This window comes from Nonomuraea cavernae (genome assembly GCF_014646355.1).
GTDB classification, from domain to species: domain Bacteria; phylum Actinomycetota; class Actinomycetes; order Streptosporangiales; family Streptosporangiaceae; genus Nonomuraea; species Nonomuraea cavernae.
On the sequence record NZ_BMNH01000001.1, the window covers coordinates 78,434 to 90,505 of the forward strand.

At 66.0% G+C, this 12,072-nt stretch carries 10 protein-coding genes and 1 pseudogene; 7 read left to right on the forward strand and 4 right to left on the reverse strand.

All coding sequences use genetic code 11. From position 1 onward, the window contains the following. Positions 1-2,274: non-reducing end alpha-L-arabinofuranosidase family hydrolase (locus IEY82_RS00410; RefSeq protein ID WP_229697497.1), on the reverse strand; the 2,274-nt coding region annotated here is incomplete at its 3' end. A gap of 817 nt (positions 2,275-3,091) precedes the next feature. Between IEY82_RS00410 and IEY82_RS00415 the strand changes: the two genes are divergently transcribed. After that, positions 3,092-3,670, forward strand: a complete 579-nt coding sequence (locus IEY82_RS00415) for a dihydrofolate reductase family protein (protein WP_189121917.1) — start codon at positions 3,092-3,094, stop codon at positions 3,668-3,670. Here IEY82_RS00415 and IEY82_RS00420 read toward each other — a convergent pair. Next, the gene (locus IEY82_RS00420) at positions 3,652-4,278 is read right to left on the reverse strand and encodes a helix-turn-helix domain-containing protein (RefSeq protein WP_225261895.1); all 627 of its coding nucleotides are present in this window, start codon (positions 4,276-4,278) and stop codon (positions 3,652-3,654) included. The two genes, IEY82_RS00415 and IEY82_RS00420, sit on opposite strands and share 19 nt — an antisense overlap. Before the next feature lie 577 nt (positions 4,279-4,855). On the opposite strand from IEY82_RS00420, the gene IEY82_RS00425 reads away from it, so the two are divergent. Continuing rightward, positions 4,856-5,515: a hypothetical protein gene (locus IEY82_RS00425; protein ID WP_189121919.1), complete on the forward strand. Its 660-nt coding sequence runs from the start codon at positions 4,856-4,858 to the stop codon at positions 5,513-5,515. 37 nt (positions 5,516-5,552) lie between these two features. On the opposite strand, the gene IEY82_RS00430 is transcribed toward IEY82_RS00425, so the two are convergent. Both IEY82_RS00430 and IEY82_RS00435 read right to left on the reverse strand, forming a co-directional pair. Continuing rightward, positions 5,553-6,305 carry a GOLPH3/VPS74 family protein gene (locus tag IEY82_RS00430; protein ID WP_225261897.1) on the reverse strand — a complete coding sequence of 251 codons (753 nt, stop codon included), beginning with the start codon at positions 6,303-6,305 and terminating at the stop codon, positions 5,553-5,555. Positions 6,306-6,481: 176 nt separating this feature from the next. Then, the gene (locus tag IEY82_RS00435; protein WP_189121920.1) at positions 6,482-6,964 is read right to left on the reverse strand and encodes a hypothetical protein; all 483 of its coding nucleotides are present in this window, start codon (positions 6,962-6,964) and stop codon (positions 6,482-6,484) included. A gap of 494 nt (positions 6,965-7,458) precedes the next feature. Here IEY82_RS00435 and IEY82_RS00440 point away from each other — a divergent pair, with 494 nt between their 5' ends. From IEY82_RS00440 to IEY82_RS40220, 5 genes and pseudogenes are all read left to right on the forward strand, one after another. Next, the gene (locus IEY82_RS00440; RefSeq protein WP_189121921.1) at positions 7,459-7,644 is read left to right on the forward strand and encodes a hypothetical protein; all 186 of its coding nucleotides are present in this window, start codon (positions 7,459-7,461) and stop codon (positions 7,642-7,644) included. Positions 7,645-7,723: 79 nt separating this feature from the next. Then, entirely contained in the window at positions 7,724-9,280 is a 1,557-nt protein-coding gene (gene istA, locus IEY82_RS00445; RefSeq protein ID WP_189121922.1) for an IS21 family transposase, read from the forward strand. 1 nt (position 9,281) lies between these two features. Then, on the forward strand, positions 9,282-10,073 hold the full coding sequence (gene istB, locus IEY82_RS00450; protein WP_189121923.1) for an IS21-like element helper ATPase IstB: 792 nt from the start codon (positions 9,282-9,284) through the stop codon (positions 10,071-10,073). 126 nt (positions 10,074-10,199) lie between these two features. Next, a pseudogene (locus IEY82_RS40530) lies at positions 10,200-10,754 on the forward strand (AlbA family DNA-binding domain-containing protein); the annotation flags it as partial. A gap of 6 nt (positions 10,755-10,760) precedes the next feature. Beyond that, complete coding sequence (locus tag IEY82_RS40220; protein ID WP_504783518.1) at positions 10,761-11,804, forward strand: ATP-binding protein; 1,044 nt, start codon at positions 10,761-10,763, stop codon at positions 11,802-11,804. Positions 11,805-12,072 lie beyond the last annotated feature (268 nt).

Sequence of the window (12,072 nt, forward strand, 5' to 3'; positions counted from 1 at the left end):
GGAGCTGGGGTTACGTCCCTGGTAGAGCAACTGCAGATTGCAGGGATCAACGGTCATGGTCTGATCGGGATCGCTGCGAACCAGTTCGCCGTGGCTGATGTCGTTGGTCCAGGTGGCACCGCTGTTGGCCTTGCCGGCGAAGGGATTGCTCTCGGTCGCGGCCTGCGGTGTCCACGAACCGTTCAGACTGGTGGCCGTGAACGAGCGGAAGTAACGCCCCTGCGAGCCGATCGCCTCGACGAGCATGAGGTATCGGTCCTGGCCCTGGAGCTTGTAGACCTGAACTCCTTCGAACAGATTGTTCGTCGTGTCACTCATGATCACCGTCGAGGTCGTGCCGAAACTGCCCGGGAAATTCCCGATGGGCATACTGGCCCGGTAGATCTTGCCGTTGTCCCCGGCGAAGAACAGGTACATGTTCGTGCTGTCACCGATGAGTGTCTGGTCGATGGGTCCTGTTCCGGAGCCGGAGATGCTTCCGGAGAAGAGCACCTGCTGCGACGACCAGCCATTCGGATTGGTGGGGTCGCTCGACGTCCGGTAGGAGAAGGCGGTCCCACCCCACTGGTAGGCGAGCACCCAGATGTTCCTCGGTGCGAAATAGAGGAGCGTAGGCGCGACAGTGGCGGAGGACATCGTGTTCTGGCTGGCCGAGGCCATGTCGGACCAGTTGGTGAAGAGGCCGAAGTTCATCGAACCCCACGTCGTTCCGGTGTCGTGCGTCGTCGCATAGACGAGATGCCTGCCGTTGTAGGGGACGACGGTGAAGTCCTTCAGCGAGACCCACCCCGACTTCGGGTTCGCCAGCGGGCCCGTTGATGTCCATCGGTACGTCGACGGAAGAGCGCACGTGCCGGTCGGCGTTGGGTCGGGGGTTCCCGGGGTGCCGTTCCAGGTCCATTTCTGGTTGTTGCCGCCGTAGCAGGCATAGAGCTGGATCAGGGTGCCGTTGGCGGTTCCGGTGCCGACGGCGTCCAGGCACAGGCCGGACTGCACGCCGGTGATGCTGCCGTCGGCGTTGATGCGCCATTTCTGGTTGTCGCCGCCCCAGCAGGTGTAGATCTGAGCCTTGACGCCGTTGGCGGTGCCGGCGGCGTCCAGGCACTTGTTGCCGTAGACCCTGAACTCACCGGCGGCGGTGTAGGTCCACTGCTGGTTGGGATTGGTGTGGCAGTCCCAAAGGTTCACCTGGGTGCCGTCGGTGGTGCTGGAGCCGGGCACGTCCACGCAACGTCCGGAGGCCACACCCTTGATCTGCCCGGTACCGCCGCCCGAGGTCGGCGTGGGGGTGGGCGTCGGGGTGGGATCCGGGTTCGGGTCCGCGGCGTTGAGGGCGTTGAGGACCGACGTGTAGGCGGCCTTCTTGTTGCCGTTGCCGTCGAAGAGCAGGGGGCTGGTGTTCGCGCCCAGCCAGGAGTCACTGTCGCGGACGCCCCACACGGTGATGCCCGTGCAGCGGGGGACGGCCAGGCAGTCGTTGGTCACGTTGGCGTAGGTGGTCGCCGAGCCGCCCTGGATGTCCAGCTCGGTGATCTGTACGTCGACGCCGAGGGCGGCGAAGCTCTGGATGGTGGTGCGGTAGTTGCTGTTGTAGGGGCTGTTGCTGTTGAAGTGTGACTGCAGGCCGACGCAGTCGATCGGCACGCCGCGCGACTTGAAGTCGCGGACCATGTTGTAGACGCCCTGGGTCTTGGCCCAGGTCCAGTTGTCGATGTTGTAGTCGTTGTAGCAGAGCTTGGCTGCCGGGTCGGCGGCGCGTGCGGTGCGGAAGGCGACCTCGATCCAGTCGTTGCCGGTGCGCTGCAGGTTGGAGTCGCGCCGGCCGCCGGAGTTGCCGTCGGCGAAGGCCTCGTTGACCACGTCCCAGGCGTAGATCTTGCCCTTGTAGTGGGCCATCACGCCGTTGATGTGGTCGATCATCGCCTGGCGCAGCGTCGCACCGGACAGGGACTGCATCCAGCCCGGCTGCTGGTTGTGCCAGGCCAGGGTGTGCCCGCGGACCCGCTTGCCGTTCTGCACGGCCCAGTTGTAGACGCGGTCGCCGTTGGTGAAGTTGAACTGGCCGCGGTTGGGTTCGGTGGCGTCGATCTTCATCTCGTTCTCGGCCGTCACCATGTCGAACTCGCGGTTCGCGATCGTGGTGTACGCCGAGTCGCCGAGCTTGCCTCCGGCGATCGCGGTGCCGAAGTATCGTCCGCTCTGCTGGGCCGCCGCGCCGAGCGTGCTCGCCGCGGCACTGGCGGAAGCGGCACCGGCAGAGATCGGGCCGGTCACCGTCGTGATCGTGCCGAGTACGAGGATTCCGACAGCGCCGGCGATCAGGGCCCGGCGGGGGCCACTGAAGGGCCGCCTGGTTCCGGGCGGGGGTATGGCATTCGTGCCCATGACTGAGCCTCCATTTTTGATCATGGAAAGCGGGGAAACACGGGGGACATCCCATGGACCGACGCCTCGTCCCTCACCGGGGACGCACACCACCGGGCGTCGCGAACGGCGATCCCAGCCGCACCACCGACTGGCAGGAAGACCGTCTCGGAGACTCAGTGTGGAAACCATTACGAAATGTGTCAAGCATCCCCAGAAAGTTTCGGTTTACCTACCCAACACATATGCGACGGACATGCTCCGACGTCCGTCTGATCCTCCTGAAAGTTGCGGCACCGTCACCCGAGTCACGGCATCGCCGATGAAACGTTCATCACGCACAACCTTCACCGGGCAGGTACGGCCGCCCTTGGAACACCAGATAGGCCGGCGCGCCTCTCGCTCCTTCCGGCCCGCCGCTTACGGGGCCCTTGACAGCCCCTTCCGCCTGAGATTTGCTCCTCTCCGCCACCACAACTCGCTCGACAGAGACGAAAGCTTGATCGAAAGGCGGAATGTTAGCGCTAACAACCAAGGGGACTCGCCTGAGGGCGCGCCCCCTCCCTCCGTGAATCCCGGGAGAGACACCCCATCCGCGGATTCACCCTCTATGCATTTCGACCCGCTGTCGTTTCTTCGACCCGCTGTCGTTTTCGTCCAAGACGCCCGCCGGGTCCACGATCTACCGTGGACCCAGTAGTTCGCCCGAATATGAGGAGACAGCACAATGCGTGACCTGGTCTACACCGGTTTCATGTCGCTGGACGGCGTCGTGGACTCGCCCGGCGGCGGGCCGGGCGAGGAGCACCGCAGCGGCGGGTGGGTGGTCAAGGACCTCGATTTCGTCCCAGAAGCCTGGTCGCTGAAGGGCGAGGAACTCACCGACACGACGGCGCTGATGTTCGGCCGCCGCAGCTACGAGGCGTTCGCGCCGGTCTGGCCCGGCTCGGAGGACCACGCCGACTACAAGGAACTGCCCAAGTACGTGGTGTCGACCACGCTGTCCGACGACGCCCTCGTCGACGGGTGGGGGCCGACGACGATCCTGCGCTCGACCGAGGACGTCGCCGCGCTCAAGGAGGGCGAGGGCGGCGCGATCTTCATCCACGGGAGCGCGGAGCTGGCCCGGCGGCTGTCGGATGCAGGCCTGATCGACCAGTACAACCTGCTCGTCTTCCCCGTGCTGCTCGGTGCCGGGAAGAGCCTGTTCGGCCGGGCTGACCGAGACAAGCACCTGCTGACGCTGCGGGAGTCGGAGAGCTACTCGAACGGGATCCTGAAGCTGGTCTACGACGTCAAGCGCTGACCCAGGTCGAGGGCGATCGCGCCGCCGGCGCCCTCGCGCAGCTGCCTGACGGTGCGTCCGACGTAGGAGCGCAGTGCTCGGGCCAGGTGCGGCTCGTCGAAGTAGTCGAGCTTGGCAACGACGTCGGCGGCCGGGTCGCCGGCGGCCAGCAGTGCCGCCGCCGTGCGGGCCCGTTCGATCTGCCGGACCACGCCCCGCGTCAGTCCGGTCGCGGCGCGGAACCGGCGTTCGACCGTGCGCCCCGAGACGGCCGGGCGGTGACCCCGCAGCACGTCGGCGACGAGCAGGTCACGGACCACGGTCCCGGCCCGGACGAGACTGTCGACCAGGGCCTCGGCGTCGTCGGGGCCGGGCGTCTCCCAGCGCGCGCCGTCCAGCCGGAACGTCCGCCGCCTGGTGTCGAGGAGCCCGATGCCGCCGTCGACCAGCGCCGGCGTGGGCACGGCCCGCAACGAGGTGCCCACGGCGAACTCGATGCCGGTGAAGGTCGCGCCCTCCGGCACCGGCGCCGTGCCGGTCCGGGTCTCGGGACCGGTGATGCCCGCGTACGTCCGGCCGGCCTGCTCCCAGAACACCAGGCCCCAACACACCCCTGCGACGGACGTCATCGCAGTGACCTGCTCGCTCCTGCATGTCCACACGGTGTCGACCCACGGCGAGTCGGACCGACGCATCTCGAACCGCAGTCCCACGGGCGAAGAATACGCCGCTTCGCGTTCTAGTGGCTCGCCGGGGTATGCGGCTCCGGACATGCGCCATAAAGAGGGCGTTGTGCGATGAGGCTGCACCCACTTCCGCCTGACCGGCCTCTCTAGAACATGACTCCTCCTGGTCAAATTCCCTGCAAGCGGCATGCAAGTCCTTTCAATATCATTGAGAATGACGCCGCCGGTAATCCCTGCGGGGGAGGAGACGTATTTCGATTGACGTGCCGGGCCGAGAGAAGTTTCTCTCCAGCAAGGCAGCGACAGTAGGTGGCGTTCGGATGATAACGCGAACAACCGTGACAGACGGGATACCCGAATCGGGATACGGGAGGAATGCTTGCAGTCATCCCACTCGCGCGTCCTCGCCATAATGCTCCACCCATGGCTCGCCGCCAAGCTCGTGTTCAAACCCAGAGTCGGACCACTCAGAGAAGACCGGATACTGGATCGGCTCGCATTCTGGCGAGCAACGGTCGGCATGGCCACCATCGTGGTGATCACCTCCGGGTACCATGGCGTTCTTTACCCTTGGGCCAACTCATTCGGGAAGATGTTGCAGACTGGAGGCACTGCTCTTCTTCTGCCGCCGCTGTCGCTTCTCCTGATGCTCATCATCACCCGTCCCGGCCACCGCGCCCGACTCCTGCCCGGTGCGCGGCGTCTCCTGGTACGTGCGGCGCTCGCACTGACCGTCATCTGCCTGCCGTTCCTCCTGCTGTTTCTTCACCCCAATCCCTCCATCAACATCGACGGAGAGGGAGTAGGAGTACTCGCCCTCATACTCGCGCTGCCCTTCCTTCTCCTCTGGTACTGCTGCTTCTGGGGCTGCACCATCTACTGGGCAGCGCGTACCGGCATGTGGACCGGCGAGATCCACCCGCTGCTCGCGCCGATCGGCACAACGCTCATCATGCTGCTGATCAATGTCTCAGAGCTCTGGGAAGGCGACTCCAAAGAGGTGCCCCACTGGATATGGCTGACGCTGAACCTCTGCGGGACCGTCACGTCCCTGCTGCTGTCCTTCGCGGAATATCGACACCTGCGGTCAATCGGTTACCGGTTCCGCAATGGACCGGAACCGATGACCCGCAGTGCACCCGTACCGATGACCCACGGTGAACCGGAACCGGCACAGTGAGCCCCTTTCATGCCAAGTGACATGATCGGGTCAGCGGCTACTCGCCACCGTCACCACCATCCCCGTCACTACCGCCCCCGTCACCTCGACTTCTCCGGGAAATGCTCACAGCAAGCATTGCGCTGGTTTCCCTCATCTCTTCCGACAGTGCCCCCGCCGCTCCGTTTCCGTGGACGCGGTTGAATCGTTGGCTCGTGCTCGAGGTCAGTCCCAGTTCGTCGTTCAGCCCGGCCTCCGCCATGAGGTTCAGCAAGAGCAGCATGTGTTCGTCCAGGGGAACCCTTCCGTCGCCGACGGCACGAAGCCGGCTGATCAGCTCGTTGCGCACGGAGGGATCCGGGTAGTGGCGTTCTTCCTGTCTCGGCCGAGAGCCTGGACTGTGAAACAGCACACGACGTTCGGTCAGCGCCTCCCTGTGCAGGAGGAGTGCTTTGTCGCCGCGCAGCCGAAGCCACTTGTCCAGGCTTACCGGCCTGCTTTCGGAGCTTGTCCGGGCCGTAGCAAAGGGCATGAGGCGTCGCCGCGATTTTTCGAGGCGCTCCAGCTCTGCCATAAGCTCGTCGGCCCAGGCAAGTCCGGTGGGAGCAGGGTCCAGCACACGGATCGCGCCTGACCCGTACACCTGGACGCCGAAAAGCCTGAACTTCCGAGCCGTGACCTGCACCCTACGGCGCAACGCGAGTTCGCCGAGTTCCGCCCCCGCGCAAGCAATCGCGCTCCGCTCGTCATCGTAGGCGACCCCATTGCGGTACGAGAGGAGGAGGATCTCTTCGGGAAGGGACAGCTGCACTGGAGCGGACCCGGGCCCCGCGCTGCCCGACGCCGTACCGCCACTCTCGTAGCCACTTCCGGACTCGACCCCCACCCTCGTGTGATCCTCGGTGACCTGCGATTCCTCATCGCCGTCGCCTCCCCAGAGTTTGCGCAGCGGGCGGCCCCAGCAACACCACCCAAGCCCTCCGGCCATCAGGAAAGCGGCACCAGCTCCCAGCACCGTGCCTTCGGACAGCAAGACCACCCCCCGATGGAGGAGATCAGCGTCAGCGGCACCAGGAGGAAAAGAAGAAGCACGGCGATGACGCGACGCATGAACAACTTGAAGTCTTTGACAACCTCCCCCATTGCCAGCAGTTCATCCGGGTGATCCGTTCGCGCAGGGGGTGGCGGCGTGTCGAGCGCGCTGTCGCCCGAGGCGGCCGAAGGGAAGGATTGCCCGTCGGGCGCTTTCTGAGGCCCCGCTGAGTCCGCCGGTGTGAGGGGGGACGGGGGCGGCGTCTGCGAGGGTTCGATCCTGCCCAGAAAAGCTAGGATGCCCTTCCAGGCCAGGAACGCTGCGACGGCCCAAAACATGAGCGAGTTGAGCAAAGCCTCGCTGACCCAAGCAAGCCCGCCAACGACTCCGGCCAGCGCGAAAAGGGCTAGGCCGACATCGATCCGGAATTTTCGCATGCACACCTCTCTTGCCGGATGCGGAACCTCAGAGAGGCGGGTGGCGACTGCCCTGTGATTGCGGAACGACGGCGACAGGCGTCCGGCCCCCAATACCGATTCTGTCCAACGGGTGGCGCGGTCGGGGCGCGATCGTGCGCTCATCGAGTCTTACCCTCCCGCCGACATGCGCCACGAGATGTGCATAGACCCTGGCGACGTCCATGGCGTACTTCTCAACAGGGACCAACACGAGGACGTCGTCCCCAAAAGCCTGCTCGTTGGGCCGTCGGCCACATCGACCATCTCCACGCCGACAAGCAACTCATCCACAGCGGTCGCCACGATCGCGGGTGCGGCGTTGTTCGGCGGGCCGTCTCCTCATCATCCGAGACAAGCCCGGTCACCTTGTTAGCACCGCTTCCCCGATCCGTCACCTCGGCGAAACCCGTTCGTCAGAACAACTTGTTCGTTAGCATGGTTACAAACATGTTGGCGAGCAAGCTCGGGAGTTCATGGTGCTGACCGCCGATCTTGGGGAGATCGTCCAGAACCTGCGGGCGGTGGGTGCGGACATCAGCGACGTCGAGGTCAAGAAGGCGGAGGGCGGGCTGCCGAAGTCGTTGCGGGAAACACTGTCCGCGTTCGCTGACGGCGGTCATGAGAAGCTCCCCATAGGCGGCCAGATACCGCCCCACTGATGGCCACGGGATTCCCCACGTGCGGCCAGATATCTCCCCGCTTGATCGTGATCAGTCCCGGTCGGCGAGAGTCGAGCGGGTGAAGAGCAGCAGGGAGATCATGGAGATTCTTGAGGCGTATGACCTCACGGGGAGTTACCGCGCTGCGGCCGAGCTGTCCGGGTGCGACCACCACACGGTGGCCCGGTATGTGAAGATGCGCGCGGCCGGGCAGTCGCCCGAGCAGCGCAAGCACCGGGAACGGGCGATCGACGCGTACCTGCCGAAGATCGAAGAGCTGGTGGTGCGCTCGCGGGGGAAGGTCCGCGCGGATGTGGTGCACAAGCGGATCTCGGCGATGGGGTTCGCCGGCGGCGAGCGCACCACGCGGCGCACGGTGGCCGAGGCCAAGGCCCAGTACCGGCTGGGTCGGCACCGGGTCTACCGGCCCTGGGTTACCGAGCCGGGACTGTGGCTGCAGTGGGACTGGGGAACCGGCCCGGTGATCAAGGGGCGGCAGGTCACGTTGTGGTGCGCCTGGCTGGCCTGGTCTCGGTTTCGGGTGGTGATCCCGGTCTGGGACAAGACGCTGCCGACGATCGTGGCCTGCCTGGATGCGACACTCAGGAAGATCGGCGGGGTGCCCGCCTATGCACTGACCGATAACGAGAAGACCGTCACCACCGATCACGTGGCCGGGATCGCGGTGCGCAACGCCGAGATCGTGGAGGTGGCCAAGCATTACGGGATGACGATTCGCACCTGTATCCCGGCCGACCCCGAGTCCAAGGGCGGCAGCGAGGCCACGGTGCGCATCGCCAAGGCCGACCTGGTGCCCACCGACACGAATCTGCTGCCCGAGTACCGGACGTTCGCGCAGGTGGAGGCCGCCTGCCGGGACTTTTGCGCCGGGGTCAACGGCCGCGTGCACCGGCAGACGCGCCGGGTTCCGGAGCAGATGCTGGCCGAGGAACGCCAGCGGCTGCACCCGCTGCCCAAGGCGCCGTTCACCGCGGCGTTCGGCACCACGCGGCGGGTGACCTGGGAGTGCACCATCTCCGTCGAAGGAGTGCGGTACTCGGTGCCGCACCCTCTGGTCGACACCCGCGTGTGGGCTCGCTTCCATGGCGATGAGCTGATCGTCACCGCCGTCGCCGGGGACGGCACCGCGGCCGAGGTGGCCCGGCACCGGCGCGGCACTCCCGGAACCCCGGTCATCGACGAAGCGCACTACCCGCCGCGCGAGGACAAGCAGGCCGACCGCACCCCCAAGGCGGCCACGGCCGAGGAGGCGGCGTTCTTGATGCTCGGCCCCGGCGCCGCCTCGTGGCTGGTGGAGGCCGCCGCGGCAGGCACCCGGCGAGTGCGCGCCAAGATGGCCGAGGCCGTCGCGCTGGCCAAGCTGCACACCCCCGCCGCCGTTGACCGCGCGCTCGGTACTGCGGCGATCACCGGCCGGTTCGCCGATGCGGACCTGCTGTCCATCCTGGATTACCAGCTCCGCCAGGCCGACGCCGAGCCCACCCGTGCCGGCGAGGGCCACAGCCTGCAGCCGGGTACATCGGCCTGGGCCGCCTTCGGCACCGGCACACCCCCGGTTTCCCCTGCGGCTTCTCCCGCGCCCGCTCACGACGACGATGAGAAGGATCTGATCTGACATGGCCACCCCGCCGCGCACCCTCCCCGCCACCGCCGGCGACCCGCTGGCTGAGGCCATCGAGCTGACCAGACGGCTCAAACTGCCGCACATCCGCCGCGCTCTGGCCGATCTGGTGCCCACCGCCAAGGCCCAGCGCTGGGATCCGGCCGAGGTCGTGCGCGTCCTGCTGGCCGAAGAGGCCGCCGGACGTGACCGGGCCAACCTCAACACCCGCAGAAAACGTGCTGCTTTCCCCACCGGCAAGACCTTCGGCGACTGGGATGAGACCGTCTCCTCCATCCCTCGCCCCACCCAAGATGCGCTCAAGGCCCTGGAATGGGTGACACGACGGGAGAATCTCTGCATCTGCGGCCCGTCGGGCACGGGCAAGAGCCACTACAGCGAGGCGCTCGGCCAGGCCGCGGTCGAGGCCGGGATGGCCGTCATGTGGTTCACCATCGAAGACCTCGGCGCGCTGGTCCGCCGCCATCGCGTGGATGACTCCATCGCCCGTGCGCTGACCCGCATCACCCGCGCCGACTTGATCATTGTGGACGACATCGGCCTGCTCCCGGTCTCCCCGGACGCCGCCGAGGGCTTCTACCGCCTGGTCGATGCCGCCTACGAGCGACGCAGTCTCGCGGTCAGCTCCAACCTGCATCCCTCGGGCTTCGACGAGATCATGCCCAAGACATTGGCCACCGCCACGGTCGACAGGCTTCTTCACCACGCCCATGTCGTCGTCACTCAGGGTGACAGCTTCCGGCTTACCCAAGCCACGACCGGGCAGGGGGTCAAGCCCTTCAGCTAACCAGATCAGAACCAGCGGTGGGGAGATAGATGGCCGCCGTTGGGGAGGTCTTCATGGCCGCCAGCGGGGAGAACTCCAGGCCGCCTACGGGGAGAACCTACTGACCGTTGACAGTTCGCCAACAGGAACGGCGGAGTGATCATCCTCGGACTCGAAGAGGGGCGCGGATTCAAGGCCACGGGATTGGCGGATCCCGCAAAGCTCGCGGCCGATCTCGGCGCGATGTGCGCGGAAGAGATGGAACCGCCGGTACGAGCGGAGATCGGGATCCACGAATTCGAGGGTCGCCATGTGCTCGTAGCGGAGATCCCCGAAGCCCTTCCCACACTGAAACCCTGCTTCTACAAAGGCGCGGGGATCAGCAAGGGCAGCTTCATCCGGGTGAGCGATGGAGATCGGCGGCTGACCACCTACGAGGTACAGCTCATGCTGTCATCGCGTGGACAGCCCAGGGAGGATGAGGAACCCGTGCCGGGTGTGGGCCTCGAATGCCTCGACGCAGCCGGTGTCGAGGCGCTGGTCGCTCGGCTGCGGGTCACGCGCCCTTACGCGTTCCAGGGACTCGATCGAGACAGTCTCCTCAGGCGCGCCAAGGTGATCGTCCGCGCAGCGGACGGCAGCGACACCGTCTCACTCGGCGGGCTGCTGGCCCTCGGCCGCTATCCCCAGGAACACTTTCCCCAGCTCATGATCACCTTCGTTTCCTATCCCACCATCACCGGCGCTCCCTTGCCCTCAGGTGAACGCTTCCTGGACAACATCGCGCTTGAGGGACCGATTCCGGTGATGGTCCGAGACGCGCTCAACACGATCCGGCGGAACATGTCTCGGCGCGCCGTAATAGTCGGACTTGGCCGGCAAGACGTCTGGGAGTATCCAGAGACGGCGTTGCGCGAGGCAATCGTCAACGCCTTGGTGCATCGAGACTTGTCCTCAGCGGCGCGAGGCGGACAGGTCCAGATCGAGATGTACCCCGACCGGCTCGTCATCCGGAACCCCGGAGGCCTATACGGCGCGCTCACAGTCGACGATCTAGGCGAAGAAGGCGTCTCCTCCGCACGCAACGCGACCCTGATGAGACTGCTGGAAGACGTGGCGGTCCCCGGCGAGACCCGAACTGTGTGCGAGAACCGCGGCTCCGGCATCCGTGCGATGCTCGACGCCCTGCGCAGCGCTGGGATGAGCCCGCCCCGTTTCGAGGACAAGATATCTCGGTTCTCGGTGACCTTCCCCAATCACACACTGCTCAGCGCAGAGACGATCGCGTGGATAGCTGCCCTCGGGCAGAGCGGCCTCACCGACAGTCAAGGGCTCTTCCTCGCTCTCCTACGGCAAGGCGAAGACGAGCCTATGGACAATAGGTCCTATCGCGAGCACACCGGCGTCGACTCACGCGTCGCGACACTCGAGCTCCGGGATCTGGTCTCCCGCGAATTGATCCTTCCGGAAGGAACCGGCCGGTGGACGCGCTATCACCTGGCGGAGCATCGATCCACACCGCACCCGCAGCGCGCCGACCGCCGGCAGACGATCCTCGACGCTCTGGGCCACGAAACGCTCTCCCGCGCCGAACTGTCCTCGCGCACCGGTCTCGGAGACCAGATCGTCCGCAGATGGCTTCGCGTCCTACGTGAAGAGAACGTCATCGAGACCGTCGGTGGTAGCCATCGCAGTCCGAACGTCCGATACCGCCGCGCCCAGCAGGAACCGCTCTTCCCCCCACGCAGCTGAATCGTCGACACCGCGCTCTGCCTCGGCCTGCGCCCGTGGGGAACTCCTCGGGCTCCACTGGGAAGATGTCGACCTTGAAGCGGGCACCCTGGAAATCATCCAGACCCTCCAGCGGGTCGGCGGTCGCCTCCAGTTCGTCAAGCCCAAGACAGCGGACTCTGAGCGCACCATCCCGCTCCCGTCCGTCTGCCTCGACGCGCTCAAGGAGCACCGCAAGCGGCAGATCGCAGAACGCGCTGACCGCTACCCGGACTGGGACGACCACGGC